Raw genomic sequence first — 21,138 nt, forward strand, 5'->3', positions numbered from 1 at the left:
CAGCATAGCTACTATTTTAACAGTATGAACTATATTTATAAGACGCATCTTCATGGATTAGCAATTGTTTACCATAATAATCTTTTAAGGAACCCCGCATCCGACTTTCACGGATTACGACCTTACCTGGCTTCATAAATTTTAGATTAGCAGCACTAAAATTTATGCAGGGGGATCAGGTACAAACTCTATATAGGCTATTGAGTTTGGATAGGAATTTCACCTATCTTTTCAGTAAAATAGTTGGAATATATAAGGATACAGGACTGATATTCAGCCCCGTATACCTTTTTATATTCCGTTCATTTCACCATTTCTGGCTTATAGAACAACGTTTCGCACTTTTATTAGTTAGCTTCAATTGTTACATTAACAGGTAACACAGCTGTTTTACCATTTTTTTCAAAAGTCACGTTTACTGTTGCTGTTGCAGCATTATCTTCTGCTGTTTTAATAAGCTTAACTTTATTACTTGCTACAGCTAGATATTCGCTATCTGATGAAACAGTTACCTTAATATTAGCATCTGCTTCTTTTCCTTCTTGTAATTTAATTACTTCGTTAGTTACATCATCACCAACTACTTTATTTGCTGGAATTGTAACTTTTGCTTCATATTTTCCTGCTTCTGCATCAACTGCATTTTGATCTATTAAACTTTGATCAGCTTTTACAGTAACTACTAAATCACCTGTTATAGCAGATTTCTTACTTTCTTTATTTGTTACTTTTAAAGTTAAAGTAACATCTACATCTTCTTCTGTTCTTGTTATTGTTCCATCTGCTTTTATAGCATCATTGTTTGAAGTAGCAATTTCAATTGTATATCCTTCTTTAGTTGGAAGTACTACCTTGTTACCTTCTGTTTTTACTTCTTCTGCTTTTATAGCATTTGCTACTTTATTAACTTCATCTTGAGCTGTTGCATCTTCTTTAGCATCTTTAATGTTAACAATTCCTGTTCTTGCTGATGCATTTTCTGCTTTATTTCCTTTAGTTTTATCCACTATATATCTAGCGTCTTTAACTTCTACTAAAAATGCAGTTTTATCTATATCTTTAAGTTTAGAATCATTAACGTCTACAGTTACTAATAATTTTTCTTCTACTAATTCATTCTTTTCATTTCTTACTTCTTTTACGTCTTGAATAGTTACAGTTTTTCCTTCAGTAATAGTTGAAACTTTTAAATCACCTTTCACATCACTAGCAACAAGGCCAGCTTTTAAAGCTTCATCAAATATTAATGTAATTTGAATTTCATTTCCTACAACTTTAGCATCTGCTGATTTTAATTTTGGTGAAATTTCATCTTTTAATATTCCATCATAATTAATATATTCAGTAAGATCACCAGTTTTGATTTCTTTAAGACCATCAAACTTAGTTCCATCATATGCTAATACTCTGTCATTTATTGCTAACTTGTTGTGTGCATCAGCATATAAATCATCTGATAATTTTATTGTTACTGTTGTGCCATCTATTGTTACATCTTCAATTCCTACTCCGTCTACTGAAAAAGCAGCTACTGGAGCTTCTTTAACTTCTAGTGTAAATTCTACTTCTATTTTATCTCTCTTAGTTGCTGTTGCACTCTTTAAAGCAAATTTTGTTTCTTTAGGTGTAACAATTTTTCCATAGTTAGTTAATTCTTTTCCATTTGCACCTTTAAGTCCTAATCCAGCAACTCCTACCACTTCTAGTCTATCACTCTTGTCAGTAACAACTGTTAATACAACTATTTTTCCATCAGAATCTTTAACATCTATATCATAGTCATCGAATTTTGAAAGCACTTTGTTAGTTGCATTATCATCACTTGTACCTTCTTTTTTAGTAGCTACTAAATAATTAGCAGGATCTCCTAATGTTGCTACGTCCATAGCTTTGTCAAAGTATAATGTTACTTCAACTTTTCTTTCATCACCACTAGTTTCATATTTACCTATTGATACATTTTTAAGTGTTGGTGCGTTATATTCAGTTGCTAATAATTTTTCTGAGTAATCAACCATATAGTTTGGATATTTGTTATTATCTTTGATTCCAGAAATCTTTAAAGTGTAATCTTTGCTTGAACTTAATGCTTTTCCAAGTTCAATTTCAAATGTCTTATTATCTTTTTTAGGATTAGTTATTTCACTTATAGTTACTTTGTTATCATCTGCATCAGTAACTTTGTAATTGTCTATTCTTAATGCACTGCCTTTTTCGTCTTTTGCAGCACTAGTATTTACTGATTTACTGAATGTAACAACTATAGTTTTTCCACTATTTTTTACTTCAACTTTTCTAACTACTGGTCTTGTCTCATCGATTGAAGCTTTTACAGCTACTTCAGTTGATGCCATTTTGTTTCCTGAGTAGTCTTTAACTCCTTCTACATAAAGAGTTGTTTCATGTACTGGAAGTCCTTTGCTACCATTGAAAGCAAATTCAAATTTGTTTCCAGCTAATCTCTTAGCACTGTCAGCATAGTTCTTAGTTGAACCATTCTTCCAATATACATTGTTCTTTGAAATTGTATCTACATCTTCACTGAATGTAATAACTACTCTTTCAAGAGTTGCTTTTACTTCTGATACTGTTGGAGCTTCTTTATCTTCTTCTACTGTAAATGAATGTTTAGTTTCTACTGATTTGAAACCAGCAAAATCTTTTAATCCACTAACTGTTAATTCATGTTCTCCAATTGATACATCTGAATATGTTTTTAAAATTATATCTCTACCTGCTGCTACTTCTACTGAACCATAAGCTGATTTTCCATCAAGCTTAAAGTTTGATGCTTTTGCTCCATCAACAGGTTCGGACATAACAACTTTAACTGCTTTTGTTCCTAAAGCTACTACTTCTACTACTTCTGGTATAGCATTGTCAAGTGCAACGAATTCTTTCTTAACATCTAAAACATTTTTGTCGTCTTTAACACCATCAATAGTTAATTCATATTTATCTTTGTTTTTCATAGCTTTGTCTAATAAGATTACAATTGTGTTGTTGTCTGCTGAATAGTTAATATCTGCGATATCTCCAGCATTTGTTTCATAGTTGTTTAGATCAACTGCTGATTCTTCGTTAACAGCTTTGTTTAATACAACTTTGATTTCTTTTAAGTTGTCAGCTTTAACTTCAACAACTTCTAATTTTTCTGGTGTAGGTAGTGTAATACCTAATTTGTTTGCTAAAGTTTCATCTTTATCTTTCATTTTTACTCCAAGAGCGTTGAATGTCATTTCAGCCATTTGAGCTCTTGTTATTTCAGTTTTTGCTTCAGCTTCAACATTCTTAAGGATTCCTAATTCTTTTGCAGTATCCATAATTTTTGCATAAGCATCATCATTTACTTCATATCCTAAAGCTCTTAAAAGGATAGTTGCATATTGTTGAGCAGTTATGAATTCGTTGAATCCAAATCTTTCTGGTGTATGTCCTTCAATTAATTTGTTGGACACTGACCATGCTAAATATCCTTTGTAATTTGCATCTGTGATGTCTTTGAAAGTTAAAACATCGTCTGCTGCTGGGAATTTCTTAGCAACATCTTCAACTCCCATTAATCTACTTAATAATACTACTGTATCACGTCTTTTTAGGTTTTTGTCTAGCATTAAATCGCCATTGTCATTACCTTCAAGAACGCCAACTTTCTTTAGGAATTCTGGAGCATTTACTTTTTCTGCTTTTGTTTCAGCAGCAAATACACCAGTGAAACTTCCTAGAACCATAACTAATGCTAACACTAATGATAGGGTTCTCTTCATTTTTTAAAGACCTCCTTTAAATTTTGGTTTTTTTTAATTTTGTTATACTTTACAGTCGCAAATAGTCTATGTATATTTGCACTCTATAAAGTATTATAGCATCAACCTTTTTTCAGGTCAACAAGGTAAATGCCTTTGTAATCATATTGTAACATAACTAAATGTTGACCATGTATTTCTTTTATATTGTCATTATACATAAGTTTTATGGAAAATACCATTACAGTTATGTTACAAATTCATTACCATTCTGAAACTATTTTTTTAATAATTCCACAGCCCTCTTTAGTTGCTGGTCTTCATCCTCTACTATCACATCTGGCTTTATGCCTTTCCCGTCAATACTCGTTTTATTTGGTGTAAGGTATTCAGCTATGGTTAATTTCATTCCATCTCCATAGGGTAAAGGAATTACCTGTTGAACAGTTCCTTTACCATAGGTGGTAACCCCTACAATTTGTCCAACCTTTCTATCTTTTACAGCACCTGCAAGGATTTCTGAGGCACTTGCACTATATTCATTTACTAAGACTACTAATTTATATTTAGGTTTTTTTAAGCCCGAATTGTAAGTTTCAATATTCTTAGTCCTATCCTTTATATGGACTATTGGTCCTTCTGGGATAAAAAGTTTACATATTTCTATTACTTCGTCTAAATAACCACCAGGATTATCTCTTACGTCTATAATTATATTGGTTACTTTGTTTTTATCTAATTGGTTCAATGCTTTAGTTATATTGGTATAGGTATATTGATTAAACTGAGAGATTTTTATATATCCTATTTTCTTGTTCAGTATTTCATAGCTAATAGGGTTTATTTTTACTTCTTCTCTTTTTACGGTAAAGGTCTTTATTTCTTTTCCTCTTTTTATTCCTAACTTAACAGAAGTACCAGCTTTACCTTTCATAAGGTTGGATGATTCCACAGTAGTCATATTCCTTATATCCTTTCCATCCACCTTTTGAATAATATCTCCTGGTTTGATTCCAGCTTTATAGGCAGGGCTGCCTTCAATAGGAGCTATGACCTTTATATACCCATCTTCTTCCATAATATAAACACCAATTCCTACAAAATCTCCATTAAGATCTTCATTTAAAGCTTGAAACTCTTCTTTTGTATAATAGTGACTATGTTCATCAAGGTTGTAAAATAGCCCTTTCAAAGCTCCTTCCAAAAGTTCTTCTTGGGATATATCTTTTCTATAGTTCTTTTGTACTAGATTCATTATTTCTGTAAAATACTCTAAATCATAGTCTAGTACAGCTTCTTCTCCATAAACCTGTAAAGGTAAGGCTAATGCCATAGACATCAATAGCATAAATATTATGGTTCTCTTAAAATCATACTGTCTTTTCATTATTATCTCTCCTTTTCTTCTATGAAGCTTTCATAGAGTTAGGAATACATTAATATAATTTAATCTCTAAAATAGTTTTATCTCCATACCTAGTCAATACGAAGTAGTCGCCTTCATTGACAACTTTGAAATCCTTATTCTTTACTTCTATTCCTCCTGGTGCATAAACCTTTAACTGTTGTAAACCTGCGTAGTTTAAGTTGATCTTCATTGAATCTCTTTCTTTTCCTATTTCCACAGGTCCATTTACTCTTACTATATGAGGATTATCTTTTCCACTGGAAAGAGTAACATTTACTTTCTTATTTAATCCTATATAAAGGTTTTTATCTTTTCTTTGGTAGATATCTGCATCCGTTTGGAAGTCGTAGCTTAATAGGGATTCTCCTAATTCAAAGCTTATACCTATTGTATTGGCATAATCATTATCTTTTAAATTTTGATTATCTACTTCAAAAGTATAACTATAATTATTAGATACTGTATTTTTCAATACTTTTACTTTGCTTTTCATATTGGCTTCAAAGGCTTTAAACATTTGAGGTTCCATCATAAAGTTATAATCTTTTTCATTTCTCATTTTATTTAAAGCTTCTGCTTTGTATCTTAAATCCTCTAATCCTTTAGGTGTATTTACTGCATACTCCATATGATAGAAATAGGATATAGGCATATCTAAAGCAGTAATACTATCGTAAGCTTTTTCTAATATAGGCATATGAGGTGCTGGGGTAAATAATATAAAGTCTTTGGTTTCATATCCTTTTTCTAATCTGAAAGGCATAGCCCATATATAGTCTTTAGATAAACTTGGTTCTCCTGCCTTACCACTTGGTCTAAAGCCTGAGTTCCAGCTTATACCTTCTTTTTGTTCACTATAGAAGGTCTGAGTAGGAGATATATTGTTTATATTCCAAGTATGCTGATTTACTCCTAGCTTATTCCAAGGAATATCATAGTATTTAAAAGCTTCTTTGTGAAGTTCCAATTCCTTCATTTCCTGTGCTGGTTTTTTATACTTATGGAAATAAGTATGAGGATAGATTTCAATGTGGTGTTCGCTTGCATATCCTAAAGCTTTCTTTAATTCCTCTTTATAAGGGAATAAATCGGTATCAATAGGCATTGGCAATCCAAATTCTACTTGACCTACTATTAAATCCACCATTCCATCTTTATTTAAATCTCCAAAAGCTGGTACAGAATAGTAGCCTCCCCACAATCTTTTATTTCCATATAGGTTTAAAGTTTCTCCTTCAATAAATCCGTTATCCGTTAAATTAAGATAGTTTACTTCATATACTCTTAAATATCCTGTAGAATTTCCTACTATTAATTCTAATTTTCCATCCCCATCTACATCATATATAGTTGGAGCTGGATATGTTCCTACATTTATATTACCTTTACCATCTTTTAAAGGAGTTCCTTTTTTATCGAAAGTTAAAGTATTGTTAACCCATTTTCCTTTATAGAAGTAGAGATTTCCTTTAGATTCTCCCACTATTAAATCTGGAGTACCGTCTCCATCTATATCTCCTATAGCTGGTGTTGCATTTTTAAGGTTCTTATCTTCTATTAAATCTGAAACCTTTCTAAAAGTCATATCACCTATATTCATATATAAGGTAACTTTTCCTTCACCGTTTCCTACTATTAAATCTAGTAAACCATTCTTATTTATATCGTATAAGACTGGAGCTGAATAACTGCCTACATGAAGGGGGTTACCTTTATCGTCCATTAACTTAACCTTATCTTCATATAAAGTTCCTTCATCTTTACCTAAGAACAAATAAATGTAGCCATCGCTGCTTCCTGTAACAATATCCAGTGTTCCATTCTTATTTAAATCTCCTAAAGTTAGATAAGCTCTATAGGGCAAATCTATTTTAGCAGATAAACTTTTGTATTCTGGATATTTATTTAATGATACATAGTCCTTAGATGTCATTAAATGTTCTCCTGAAGAGTAATGAGAATTTTCTTCCTCTCCAACAAATTTAAAACTAGTATTATCCCCTATATTCTTATGATAGACTATACTTTCCTTCCAATCTCCCCATTCATAAAGAGATCTAGCTAAAGAGTAAGAAGGAATTTCATCGTATTCCTTTAGTACATCTATCCATCTTTCCATAGAACCATCTTTAACAGCAGAAGCTACTTCAAAATGGTTTTGCCATGCCATTGCAGGTCTACCATAGGTACCTAATACTTTTTTAGCTGTATATCCGTAAAGTTCCTTGGATACATAGGATATAAATTCATTTCTCATTAAATAGTTTCCTGTAGCAAAGGTAAAGCTGAAAAATTGCTGATTTTCATTTTTGGCTGTCATATCGAAGCCTGTTATATAATTATTATTTGGTAGTAAGCTATTGGCATAAAACACACTACCTTCCCCTACTTTGTTTACTCCAAACAAAGTTAAACTGCCTTTCCTTACTAAAGAAGTAGCTGTGGTAGGATAAAAGCCATGTCCCATATTTAAGCTTTCACGAGTTTTTTCATCATAAAAGTTTGCTACATCCTTATGAAACATTTTTACTATATTTTGTAGTCCCTTTAAATTCTCTCTTACTTCAGGAAATTGCAGTTCTTTTGGAAAACCATTTATTTCTTCAAAATTCTCTGCTCCAATGAAATCAAGAGGGAATTCATTGTAAAAAGAGTCTTCTAAAAATAAATGTCCACCTTTTTTAACGTATTCCATTATATTGTCTTTGCTTAAATTAAATAAATCTTTTCCTATTATATTAGGGTCTAAATAGATAGCATTAAATTTATTTATATCTATTTGGTTTAAGTTTTTTAAGGATATAGCTTCCTTATTTAAATTAGCTATAAGGGATTGATTGTAATTATGGTATATATCTAAATAACCATCTGATGAGTCGTCGTATATTATTAGTAAATCAATCTCTTCTTTATAGCTTGTCCCATTAATAGCGTATATATTGGCTGTTACCAATACAAGAGCTATGGTTAAAACAAGTACTAACTTCTTCATATCTTCCTCCTAATTGTTAAGTATCCCTTCCCTATAATCATATTTCAGTTCATCTTGCATATAGTTAATTAAATTTACTATAAGCTTTGCCGTTTCTGCTTTAGTAATTTCTCTATTAGGGTAGAAGTAATCCCCTTTTTCTATAAAGCCTAATTCTTTCGCTACATATATGTAGTCTTTTGCCCAAGCTTGAATCATACCTTCATCTTTATATCCTAGAGAATAGTTTTTAACAGGTGCTAGATTTTTAAACCCTAGTATACGAACTATAATTGAATAAGCTTCTACTCTAGTTAAAGGCTTATCTGGTTGGAAGTAAACTTCATTTACTCCTTCCATTATACCTCTCTTTCCTATCTCTTGGATATAGTCAAAATTTCTATGACTTTCTTTTACGTCTCTAAAAAGCGGTGGAGCTGGTTCTACCTTTTTCCTTTTGCTCTTACTCTTAGTAGTTTCTTCCTTTATTATAGGTATGTCCATAGACTTTACTAAAACCCTGGCAAAATCTCCTCTACTCATAGGTGATGAAGGTCCAATGTAAGTACTATCTATTGGAAGTCCTTCCATACTAGCAAGAAGAAGTAATTCTTCTTCATTTTCATGTCCTAAAACATCTCTTACTGCCGGTATGTTTAAGCGATTTATTATAGGGTTCGTATCTACAGTCAAGCTGTCTTTCCCTTGGCTTCTCCCTTTATTAACTATATCTCCTGTGATTCTGGGAAGATCATAATCATATTTTAACACAGATTCTTGTTTTTCGGTAACCCTATATCCACCTTTAAAACTTATTTGTTGAGGAATATTTTCTGCATAGGAATAATCTTTAGTTTTATTATAGGAAGTTTCTACTGTAGCAGTACCTTCCCAATTTCTTGTAGACGTCGTTCTATCTTCATTTTTAATTATATAGTCAATAGTTTGAGTTTCAGTAGCCGACCAAGGACCATCATAGCCTACTAGACTTCCTATGGTTTCTACCGTTACAGTTGCTCTTCCCCTATCTACTTGATAGGTTTTTCTAGCAGAAAAATCTCCGGCATAGTAGCTTAAAATAGGGGTATTATGGAATACAGAACCTTGATTCCATTGGTAATAATCATCTTTTACTTCATATCTTTTTCCATCTATATCTATAGTTTCTTTATATCCATTTAAAGTTTTAGTTGAAGTAACTTGGCTTCCTTTCGTCTCCAAGGTTTCTGTAAGTTTTATAGTTCTGCTTAATTTAGCCTTGTGTTTTAAGTTCTCTAATTTATAGGTATAAGTTTCCGTTATAACATTATCTTTTTGCTTAGAGTTTATATTTAAGGTTCCTTCCATTATTACAGGCTCTCCTGTTACAAATATTACTTCTTTATAGGTGGTTTCATTTTTGATACCCCCTTCGTATCCAGGAATGTTTATAGCCATAGTTTCAAGAGGTATTAATATTAAAATTAACGACATTAATATAGGTATGAATTTTTTCACAGTATCCCTCCTTAGTCTTCTATAAGTAGCACATAGCCATCATCAATGGAAGAGGTTTTATTCTTTAGTACATATACCTTTGCTCCTTGTCTTAATGTATATATTTTATCTCTAGGTATTGGTATATCGTTTAATAGAATTACAGATTTGTTTATATCTATGGTTTCATCATTAGCATTTTCCCAACGGTTATTTAAGGTATTGTAGTTTTTAACTTTACTTAAAGTTAAAGTTCCTCTATCATAGTCTATAGCCTTTATTTCTCCTAAAGTAGAATAGTTTAAGTTTACATTTTGTCTATATTCTTGAATATGAGGAGTAATATTTAAAGCTAAAAGTTCTTTTCCATATTCCGATTCTCTAACTACAAAATATGCAGTCTTATTTTTATAGAAATTATTTTTTAGTCTGTCTCTTAAAGTTTGATTTTTTATGTCTGTATAGTTTATAAATCTGGAAGATATAAATTGGTTGGCTGTTATAGTTTCCTTTAACTGACTGTCATAGATTAAAGTATCTTCTGATAAAGTAAACCTTTCAGAGTCTTTTATTTCTTTCCATTTATAATCATTTAACATTAAATAGTCTAATCTATAATTAATCTTTCCAATTTTCACTTCATATTCATAGATATCTTCTATCTTTCCTCTGTAAACTAATATCTTACTGCCATCTATTCTATCATCAAGAACTGTAGTGGAACTTATAGATACTAGATTGGCATTTTTATTTCCCTTTACATTATCTGCTGTTACTAATACGTCTTTGTTTCTATCAATATTTAAAGAGTCTACTAATCTATTATCCTTTATGACTATAGTTCCATCATTGAAAAAGATTAGATTATTGTCTACTACCATTTTCCCTGTACCATATTCAATACTTCTTACTTTAGATTGATAGCCTTGCGCTAAGCCATTTTTTACATTTAACTTTGATACGGTAATTTTTCCAAAGCTTTCGTCAAAGGCTATATAGGCTTCCTTATCTTTAAAGTTTTTTAATTTTTTTAGAGAAATCTTATCTCCACCATTATATAGATTACCTTCTGAAACTTTAAGTTTAACTACATGATCTGAATAAGTTTCCCATTTTCCTTCCTTATATATATAAGGAGATTTTATAAGGACTTCTTTATTTCTTTCATCTACTAATTCAATTTTTCCTCTTAATATTCCAGATATATGTTTTTCTTCATCTTCAACCTTTATAGTATCTACTTCAGAAGTATAGATACTGTCAAAAGTAAGAACTACATTATCCCCTTCTTTTATTTGAAAAAGGTTTATAACTCTTCCATTTTTAAATAAAGATGTATTAGGCGTTATTCTATACTTTTCTCTTCCTTGTATGCCTTTTATCTCTATTTGGTTTTGAGAAATAAATAGGACTTGTCCCCTTTTAAATCTGCTTCCTGCCATAATATATCCATCTAGTTCTGGGTCATCTTCTGTAAATCCAACGACTTTAATGGCAGTATTGTTTCTCATTGCCACTTCTATTTCTTGTCCAAAATAAAAATCTACTAGCTTTTTCTTTAACCCTTCTATTTGAAGAGTTGTTGTAGGAAGAACTTTTATTTCATGAGTTCTTCCCTTATAGTCTAGTAGAGTTATTATATTGTCTTTAAAATTCAACCCTTCTATAGTTCCTGAAAGGGAGGTCTCTCCCGCCCCAAATACAGGGCAGGAGGTTATTATTAGCATTATGGTTAGTAAGATTATTACCTTATTTTTCATATAGTATTCTCCTTTATCTATCAGATAGAAGAATGTATTTACTCTTCCCTCTTATTTCTACTGTAGTGGATTTTAAGGAAGTATATTCTCCCGTTTCTTCGCTAAATCTATAAATACTTACATTTTTCCTATTTGGATAAAGTATGCTGTCTTCTTCTATAAATACCTTTCCACTTCTTAATAACTGACCAATTTCTATAAAGTTTTTACCATACATATAGTCAAAAGATACTTCGTATGCCTTTGATGCCGCTTTTTTCCCTCTTGGTATATGAGGTTCATTGGTTCTATTTAAGTGGATTCTTAGATATCCATCTGTGTTTCCTTGGTCTACTTTACTTACAGCTAAAGTATATAGATCTTTTACACTTAATATTAGGGTCATATTGCCATCTCTAATGGTTATTCTAGTATCCTTTCTTCCATATTCTATTGGTATGGATACAATAAATTTGTCATGTTTTTTATATTTGGATAAGGAAAGGTCTACTGTTCCTGCTCCACCTGTAACGGTATCAGAACCTAATGTAATAACCATTTTTCCATTTGACACTTCTTCTTTTCCTTTGCTTTTTAGTTTGCTTTCTTCTTCCCTTAACTTTTCTTCTTTTTCTCTTAGTTTTTCATCTTGTCTAATATTTAATGTTCTTACTTTTACTGTAGCAAAATCTATGGCACTGCCGTGTTCGTTTAAGGCTCTAACCATAAATATATATTCTGTGCCTAGTTCTAATTCTTTAACTAAAAATTCTGCTTCTGCTGTATCTCCTATGAAAGTGTAGTCCTTATCTTTGGCAATCTTACCATAGATTTCATAGCGTGTAGCTTTGTTTAATATGTTTTCATCAGATTTTGACCATATTAATTGAACCGTTGATTCATAGCCTGGTATTCCTTCTAATACTAAAGGTTTCATAGGTACTGGTTTTTCATAGTTAAATTTGTCATAAGGGTCAGAAATACCACCATCAGGATTTATTATTATAATGTTCGGTTTTTCTATTTCATTGCCTTCTTTAAAGGTTACCTTTATGGTCTTATCCCCTTCTACCTTTACTGTAGCAGCCTCATTTCCTCCTACTACTGCTACCTCCCTATTGTTTCCTGCTCCATCTACACCTATAATACCTTCACCTTTTATATCCATACCCTGCTTTATATCTTTTTTATCTACTATTTTACCTCCTACTATTACCTTAGCTCCTGTTTGAAACATAACTCCCGTTAAGGTAACTTCTGTTTTTGTATCGTTGGTAAACAGTTTATTTGGTGAAACCTTCTCTATTTTAGGTTTACTTATATAGTTGAAGGTTACATTTCCTTGAGTTATAGAACCGTCTGGGTTTTCAATTCTTACTGGTACTTGTCCCAGTTTCTTAGAAGATGGAGCTATTACTTCTAAGGTTCTATAGTCAATAAATTTAACACTACTTTCTTTTACTTCTTCTTCTCCAAAGAAAACTCTTAATTTTTCACCTTCATATCCTTTTATAGTTTCCCTAAAATCATTTCCAATAATCTTTACTTTTGTTCCTCCTGTTGCTGAACCTTTATTTGGATCTACGCTTATAATTTCTGGATCCGATTCTCCCTTTGTAATTTCTATAAATATTGGAGGAATGTTTTTATTCGATACTGCTGATGCTCCATCCGTATTCTGAACTACTACAGGAAGCAATTTTCCAACTTCCGTTTCAGGCACTGGAGGCATTACAAAGGTTAACTTTGTTGGTAAACTATAGTCTATTTCTTTTTCCGTCATAGTAAGGAGATTTGAAATTTTCACTATAGCCTTTTCCCTAAAGTCAGTACCCTCTATAGTTAAAATACTTCCACCTTTATAATTTACCCTTAGAACCCTAGCAGTTCCATTGATTTCTTTTCTATACTCCTCTATAGGATCTCTTCCATCTCTTGTAATATTGGTAATAGTAGGATAGCTGTCTGGATTTTTATATTCAAACTTGCCTTCTCCCGTACCACCATCTGGATTTATAACAAATATAGGTACACTTCCTATAGTATAATAGGAAGGAGTTTCTAAGGTTAAATGGATAGAACTTCTATAAGTTACGTTTGGTGCATATCCTCTTTCTACTATTAATCTCTTATCTTCTATGGAAACTTTAATTAATTCTTTTCCTTCATAGGATTTGTCTCCAGATTTTAATAAATCTATTGGAATATACTTTTTAGTATTGTCGTAACCTTGAATCTCTTTTCTGTATATTTCGTCTCCTTCTTCAATAATTAAGGTTAGTCTATTGTCGTTTCCATTATATTCTACCCTTAATCCTCCAGCTAAGTTTACTGTGGCCCTTTTATTATCTATTCTACCTCCATTTTCCTTATCCCTATCTATATTTCTATTAGATATATTACCGAATTTAACTAAAGGCATATTTTTCTTTTCAAAAGTAGAATCATCTTTATATATTTCCATTTCAGATAAGGTAAAGCCCTTTCCGTGGATTTCTACCTTGTCGCCCCCTTGCTTTTTCCCTTGGTTAGGAATTACGGAGTCGATACTTACGCTAGTAGCTTCATAAGTAAATCCTACTTTGTTAGATATTCCTCCATCGTTATTTAAGATAAAGACATCTGTTTTTCCAGGTTGACCTTCTGGTGTAATTACCTTTAAGTATCCCCTACTGAATTCCACTATTTTTGCTTCCTTATCTCCAAAATAAACTTTTGGTAATATAGGAGACTTATAGTAGTAGTTAAATTGAGGATGATCAAAAGGTGTCTTCTCCGCTAACGCTTCCCTTTCCTCTCCTGTATATGCCATTAGGTCATCCCATACACCATTCTTGTTTAAGTCATTATACTTTTCACCAGGATTCCACATTTGGTCTCTATTTCTATCATCATAAGGTTCATAGAATCTAAAATCGAAGCCTGTAATCTCTACAATATCTCCTCCAGCCGCTGAACCCTTTTGTGGTACTATTTTTTCTATATTAGGTCTACTTGCTGGCACTACATAGAAAAATCCTTTTTCTTCACTGGCTGTACTTCCATCTGGATTTACTACTACTACAGGTACTCCCCATCTGTCCGTGTCTTTATCTTCTCTTAGATCACCTTGATACTTAGGTACTATAACTGTTATTATCTTTCCGTCTATACTTACATTGGTATCCTTATCTGGTACTTCTACTCCATTTATATATACTTTTGGCTTGTTGCCTATATTGGTTTCAAAGTCCTCTCCAATAATGTCTATAGCATAGCCCCCTTCTACAGAACCTTCGTTAGGGTGAATACTATCTATTTTTGGCTTTAAGTCTGGCTGAGTTACGTATTCGAATCCAGCCTTACCCGTTCTAGAATCCTTTTTAGTATCAGGATTTATTACAGTTAAATCATAAAATCCTGGTGTGCCTAATATAGGTACAGTAAAGTAAATAGTGTTTCTATCTATTATCTTTACTCTTTGTCCTACTATTTTCCCATCTTCCACCTTAAACAAACTAGCATGTTTCAAAACAATTTTTTCTCCTGAATCAGGCTTTGTTATTGTAATGCCACTAGTGGAAACATCCATCTTATGGATATCTCCTCCTTCTTTATTGGCTATTATTTTATCTCCTTCTTGTTCTATCTTAAAGGTATTCATTCCTCCATCAGAAAGAGTAATTTCTCCATTAGGTTTTACATCTATTGTATAATATTTTCCGCTATCATCCTTTAATAATAATCCATGATAATAGTCTGCTGCCTTTACAGAACCGTCTTCTATAGTAAATAGTATTTCTTTTGGTGTAAATTCTCTTACTTCGATTCTCTTTGTTTGTGGATTCCTATTGTATTCGTTAAGTTCCACATCTCCTAATAAAACTCTAGTTCCTACCAACCTATATACATTTTCCTCTGTTCCCATAGGGTCTGGCTTTAGGAAGTTATCTCCTTTTATCATTACTATAGTTCCTGTATTACCCTTTTTAGGTGCAAAATCTATAATCTTAGGATTGGTAAAAGTTTTAACATAGAAGAAAGGACGAGTATCCATTCCACCTTGAGGATTCATTACTTGAAGCTGTGTTTCCCCTTCTCTTCCCTTTGGAGCAGTAAAGGTAATTTCTTTTCCATCTTCTCGTCTTTTAATGGACTTTATTTCTTCTCCATCTATAAATACCTTTACTCCTTGCTGGAAGTTGGTTCCCGTTATGGTTACTAAATCTCCACCTTCTACAGGTACTGTATCTGGCTTTAAATCCGTAATTACTGGATTTTCATTGTTCTGAGTTAGTACAAATTCTACAAAGTCAATTTTCTTATCGAATAATCCATATTGATTAGAGTTTCTAATTGGGTTAGTTACTGTTACAGCTTCTTTTCCAAGTCTACTTACCTTTGTTTCCTTAGGAAGTCTTATTAGGATTTTACTCCCTAGTTCATTTCTTTCTGTTCCATCTAATTCATTTCCTTTGTCATCAAGAATTTTTACATACAAGTCTTTATCCGTATTTTTATCTATTACAATATTACCAATTTCTATTTTAGGATATCTTAATACTTCTTCTCCTTTATCGTTTGTATATTTGTGAATGAGGAAGTTCTTCCCATGAATAGCCACCATTCTTTCTTCTGAAATCTCATAAGAGATACCCGTAGATACTACTTGAATTTTTTCTGGAGTTATGGAAGTAATCTCTGGCTTTGTCTGGCTTAAAATATAAGTATAGCCATTTTTCCTTTCGGCTCTTTCTCTAATAACTATGGTTCCTCCACCTTTTTTATAAAAGGTAGTAGTAGTTTCTACTACTACATCCTTTATTGGATTAGTATCTCCATCCGTTATTTGACTGGTTCGTACTGTAAGCCTGTCTATTTCTTTAGTAAAACTTACATCGAATTTGCCGTCTTTCGTTAAAAATACAGCTTCACCACCGATTAATACCTTTATATCTCTAGTAGCTTTTTCTATATCAACTTTATTTTCTCCTGCACCAAAAGTACCTTCTCCATAAGATAACTTTAATGTCTTAGGATCTACATCTGTTACAGGAGTTTCAACCTTTATTTCATTTTTAGCTGGAGTAAACTCTCCTATATTTAAACTACCAAAAAATTGTCCACTTATGGTAGTAGTAGAACCTGTATCTGGTCCTCTATTAGGCTGAACATCAGTAATCTTTGATTTTAGCAATCCATCTATTACTGTAAATTTTTGTCCTAGAACCATTTCTTGAGTTACAGCTTCCATAGGGTCTTTCCCATCCGTTACATTGGTTAGGACTACAAAATATTCTCCTACAGGAAGTTTATCTGGTACTTCTACTGTTAGTACACTATAATTTTTATTATCCTTTACTACCTTTGGTTGAAACTTTCTATTTTTTCCTTTGTTCTCTAATTTATAATTATCCGTTCCATCTATAGCTTTTAAAAAGAATACATCGTATTCTTGAAGGTCTGTAGTAGTTCCCATTAAAGGAGCTTCAAAGAATACAGTTTCTCCTGCCATCCCCCTGTTAGGACGCATTTCTAAATTGTTCACTATTATATTCTGATACAATAGAAACTGATTTTCATATGTATAAGTAATGTTTACCTTTACATCTACATTCTTATTTTTTTCATTGAAGTCGTAGGGAGTAGTTGTTTCTTTTTTAAACACTATATCTTGAATCCCTAATGCTCCAGTTATTCCCGTTATTATAACTTCTTCACTGCTTCCTGAAATCAAGTTGGTTATATCTTGAGTTGCTCCACCTTGATCCAATATTACTTTTACTTCACTTCCAACGTTTTGAAAATTGGTTCCTTTTAATATTAAATCTCCAATACCTGACTCTACTTTTCTGGATACTTGAGTTAAAGTAGGCATGCTTCCTTCATTTAAAGTTATTTCTGCTGAACCTACTACCAATGTATCTCCTACTTCATCTCCTTTTAAGTCGAATTGAAGTATGGTGTCTTGGTTTATAGTTCTATTGGTAAGCTCTTTATACTGCTTGTTGGTTATAATACCTACGGAAGCATCCTTTAAGAACTTTCCTCGGATTAAAACCCTTCTCTCTGTTAATTGTCTATTCCTATCGTAAATTTTATATAAGGTTACGGAATCTATTCTAAACTCCTTTTCATCATAGGCATAAGCTTTTATTTCCCCTATGGGTATCAAGGGTAAAATCATAGATATGACCAATATATAGGATAAAATCTTCTTTAATTTAAGCATCAAACCCCTCCCGTTAAAATATTATAATCTACCTATTTTTATCGGCAAAATTAGCTAAATTGTTAAGTATATTATACAATAAAAAAAGAATTGTGCCGATAAATATATATAGAATCATATTATTGAAAGGAGTAGATTTTTTGAGAATAAAAGGAATGGCTATATTTTTGTCGATTATTATGTTTTTGTCCTTCCTTCCTCTAAATGCAGAAGGAAAGGGCTTTGTAAAAGAAGTTGATGCCCTATTTAGTAATTTAGAACTAAAAGTTAATGGAAATAGGATAAGTGGTCATAAAGAACCTTTTATATATGATCAACATCTATGGGTGTCTATATCAGATTTAGCTAAAGGTCTAGACTTAGGTATTAAGATTAACGGCAATGGAACTGTTTATCTAAATTCTAAGAATAAATTAAACGTTGATATAGACAAATCTAAATTACCCGATGCCTTCCAAAAAGGATATGAAATTGAAGCGAAAGAAAGGATTATAGATATCCTTGAGGAAGAAATGAAGATTATTGAAGGGAAAATTCCTTCTAGTAAAAGTCCTAGTTCTAATAAAAATGACAAATTAAAAAACATTAATGTAGGCTTTGGAAATACAACAGTGTATTTAGATGGTAAAAAATTAAATTTAAATGCTGAACCATTAAAATACAAAAATGAAATTTATGTACCCTTAGATAACATTGCTCCCTATTTATACATAACTCCAAGTTTAAATAATAGCAAAACTTCTATTAATATTGATGCCAATGGAATATTGATTAAGGATTCAAACTTTCCTTCATTGACTAAATTAATAGGCTTTAGAGAAGGTAGAAACTATCTCTTAAACTTACAAATAGAAGAATTGGAAAAGAGAAAATATGTAGTAGAGCAACTAAGAATTCCTTATAAAAGGATAACAGATGTTAAATCTTTAGAAAAATACTTAAACGATAACTTTAGTGCTTGTGGAGATTTAAGAGTAGAGCTTAAAGTAACAGAACAACGGGGCAACTGGATGTATCTAGATATAAGCTTCCCTTATTCTAGTAATTCCAGCTGGTACAAGCTTCAAAGGGTAGATGTAGAAGATTGGATTTGGGATATGTATACGGCTATGGTAAACCTTTATAATGAAGATATTTTAATTAGCGGTGCTGTTAGAAATCCATCTTATACTTATAACTCTATTTCATCCAATAAAAACTATATTACTTTTAATAGTAGAGATAAAGACATCTATTTTGATTTCACTAATAGCAGATTGAAAAGGGATAATAGAATAAATCCAACTTATTTAGCTGAATCCTTAAATAATACTTTAAAGAAATATAGCAATACTAACTTTGCTTATGAAGTTAGCATGAATGGAGATACAGCAAACATTATAGTTCACCCAAGTTCTAATGACTTTTTGAGGTGGTCCTTATATGCTAAAATGGGATATTTAAAAAGATTAAATTCAGAAGTAAAAAGAGTTTATCCAGATTTAGTTATAGACGGTAAGATTGTCTTCCCGAATGAAAAAAATCCACCTTATTCTTTCCATATAGAAGAAAATAGGGTTAGGTCTGTAGATCTTCTTCGAGAAACAGAAGAACAACTGGAAAGATTGTATGGAAGTTTCTCCTATGGAAATTACGATTTCAATTTGAAATACTCTATTTATGAAAAAGGATTAAAAGATTTTCACTTAATAGTAGAAGGAAATTTCTCAATAAATGATGATAAATGGATTAAATCTGGCTCTACAGGAGAAGAACGATTAAGCAACAATGTTCACAATGCTTTAAGTTATATTATATCCTTATGGGACGTAAATGTGTTTACTGAAGTCTTCGATAAAAATATGGTTGTTATAAAAGAATTCGATATATATCAAGAAAATGTAAGCATTGTTTATGCCAATCCATCTGATGGTGAAATAACAGAAGGAACGGAAGTACGCTTATATACTGATACTTCAGATGCTGACATTTATTACACTTTAGATGGTAGTACTCCTACTACTTCAAGTAATTTATATACTAAGCCTATTGTTATAAATAGGGATGTAGAGATTAATGCCTTTGGTTATAAAGAAGGCCTTGGAGCTGGTCCTATATCTACTTTCAAATATAAAGTAGTTTTAGATAAGGATATGTCCTATGGTCTAACAAATTTAGTTGTAGATAATGGAAGCTTAAGTCCATCTTTTTCAAGAAATATATATGATTATGAAGTAAATATTTCTAGCGATGTAGATAGTATTAGCCTTACTCCTTATGCTAATGATGGTAAAATTACTATTAATGGAGCAGAAGTATCTAGTGGAAGCAGTAAATCAGTTTCCCTTGATGGAGGTAGAAACAAAATATCTATTTCTGTGAAAGAAGCCAATAAAAAAGAAAGAATTTACACTATAAATGTATATAAAGGAACCGAAGGGGCTACAGACATATCCATAGTTAATCTTAAGTTTGATACTACTGTTATTGGAATATTTAAAGGAAGATTATCTAGCAACAAAGTAAAAGACTTTACAGGATATAAAGTAGAATTACTTTCAAAGGCAGGAACTTCCCATAGTAGTACAATGGTTTCTAGTGGGGGAGAATTTGAAATAACCAACTTCCCTGTAGATATAATTAACAAAATAATTGGATATAAATATAGGATTTATGATGGCGGTGGAAAATTGATTTTAGAATCTAATTTAAATTAAAAGAGTTAAAGGAGTGGTGGTATCTTGAAAAGATTAATCATATTTATTCTTTCTCTAACCCTACTCCTTCCCAACTTTGTATTGGCTCAGGGGGAAGGAATAAGTGATATTAAAGAGGTTATAGAAAGAGGATTTTTAGAAAAAGAAGGACTGGATAGAAAAATTAATCGGGCAGAACTTGCTACAGTATCTATTCGATTAATGGGACTTGAGAAATCCGCATTAAGCTACAAAGGAAAAATATATTATAAGGATATAGAGAAATTTCAAGGAGGATGGGCTGTTCCTTATATATCCTTAGCTAAAGAACATGGAATAATGGAAGGAGTTTCAAAGGATAAGTTTAATCCCCAATACAACGTTTCTTATGTAGAAGTTCTTACAGTACTAATGAGAATATTAGGCTATGAAGACGGCATAGACTTTATAGATTTCCCTCAAGATTACTATAAAAAGGCTTTAGAAATAGGATTAGGAGATATGAGAATATCTCCTAATGAAAAAGTCACCAGAATGACTGTCGCTTTAACTATAGAAAAAGCCTTAAATAGTAGATTAAGAGATGAAGATTATACCCTTTTAGAAAAGTTAGATAAAGTACCTCAAAAGGAGATTATAGTCGAAGAAATAAAATTGGATAATCTTAAATTCAATACTTCTATTGCAGGTATATTTAGTGGTGAACTAAAAGGAAGCAGCGACTTTACAGGCTATAGAGTAGCTCTTCTTTCTAAGAAAGGTAGACTTTATAAAGAAAAAATCCTTGGCAAAGATGGGAAATTTGTTATAAACGATTTTGATATAGGTCTACTACCTAAAATAGATGGCTATAAATATGAAATATATAATAGTGAAGGAAAACTGATTCTTAGTGATAATTTATAGTAAGGA

Annotated in this window: 8 protein-coding genes; 2 read left to right on the plus strand and 6 right to left on the minus strand. The window is 31.6% G+C overall.

Features of this window, described 5'->3' with window-relative positions:
* Positions 1-347: 347 nt before the first annotated feature.
* The 6 genes from KQI42_RS03110 to KQI42_RS03135 all read right to left on the minus strand — a co-directional run bounded on the left by KQI42_RS03110 (position 348) and on the right by KQI42_RS03135 (position 17,551).
* On the minus strand, positions 348-3,767 hold the full coding sequence (locus KQI42_RS03110; RefSeq protein WP_216516642.1) for an Ig-like domain-containing protein: 3,420 nt from the start codon (positions 3,765-3,767) through the stop codon (positions 348-350).
* Between the two features lie 256 nt (positions 3,768-4,023).
* Positions 4,024-5,133: a S41 family peptidase gene (locus tag KQI42_RS03115; protein WP_216516644.1), complete on the minus strand. Its 1,110-nt coding sequence runs from the start codon at positions 5,131-5,133 to the stop codon at positions 4,024-4,026.
* 49 nt (positions 5,134-5,182) lie between these two features.
* A complete protein-coding gene (locus tag KQI42_RS03120) occupies positions 5,183-8,146 on the minus strand; it encodes an FG-GAP repeat domain-containing protein (protein WP_216516646.1) in 2,964 nt (987 codons plus the stop codon).
* A 9-nt stretch (positions 8,147-8,155) separates the two neighbouring features.
* Positions 8,156-9,622, minus strand: coding sequence for an S-layer homology domain-containing protein (locus tag KQI42_RS21615; protein WP_216516648.1), 1,467 nt, complete (start codon positions 9,620-9,622; stop codon positions 8,156-8,158).
* 11 nt (positions 9,623-9,633) lie between these two features.
* Entirely contained in the window at positions 9,634-11,361 is a 1,728-nt protein-coding gene (locus tag KQI42_RS03130) for a hypothetical protein (protein WP_216516650.1), read from the minus strand.
* A gap of 13 nt (positions 11,362-11,374) precedes the next feature.
* On the minus strand, positions 11,375-17,551 hold the full coding sequence (locus KQI42_RS03135; RefSeq protein ID WP_216516652.1) for an IPT/TIG domain-containing protein: 6,177 nt from the start codon (positions 17,549-17,551) through the stop codon (positions 11,375-11,377).
* 140 nt (positions 17,552-17,691) lie between these two features.
* On the opposite strand from KQI42_RS03135, the gene KQI42_RS03140 reads away from it, so the two are divergent.
* On the plus strand, positions 17,692-20,247 hold the full coding sequence (locus KQI42_RS03140) for a chitobiase/beta-hexosaminidase C-terminal domain-containing protein (RefSeq protein ID WP_216516654.1): 2,556 nt from the start codon (positions 17,692-17,694) through the stop codon (positions 20,245-20,247).
* A 24-nt stretch (positions 20,248-20,271) separates the two neighbouring features.
* The gene (locus KQI42_RS03145) at positions 20,272-21,132 is read left to right on the plus strand and encodes an S-layer homology domain-containing protein (protein ID WP_216516656.1); all 861 of its coding nucleotides are present in this window, start codon (positions 20,272-20,274) and stop codon (positions 21,130-21,132) included.
* Positions 21,133-21,138: the final 6 nt, after the last annotated feature.

Origin of the sequence: Tissierella simiarum, assembly GCF_018917865.1 — a bacterium.
GTDB classification, from domain to species: Bacteria; Bacillota; Clostridia; order Tissierellales; family Tissierellaceae; genus Tissierella_C; species Tissierella_C simiarum.

Coding starts and splice junctions, on each gene's coding strand:
- KQI42_RS03110 (WP_216516642.1), bottom strand. CDS start 3,767: ATGAAGAGAACCCTATCATTAGTGTTAGCATTAGTTATGGTTCTAGGA.
- KQI42_RS03115 (WP_216516644.1), bottom strand. CDS start 5,133: ATGAAAAGACAGTATGATTTTAAGAGAACCATAATATTTATGCTATTG.
- KQI42_RS03120 (WP_216516646.1), bottom strand. CDS start 8,146: ATGAAGAAGTTAGTACTTGTTTTAACCATAGCTCTTGTATTGGTAACA.
- KQI42_RS03130 (WP_216516650.1), bottom strand. CDS start 11,361: ATGAAAAATAAGGTAATAATCTTACTAACCATAATGCTAATAATAACC.
- KQI42_RS03135 (WP_216516652.1), bottom strand. CDS start 17,551: ATGCTTAAATTAAAGAAGATTTTATCCTATATATTGGTCATATCTATG.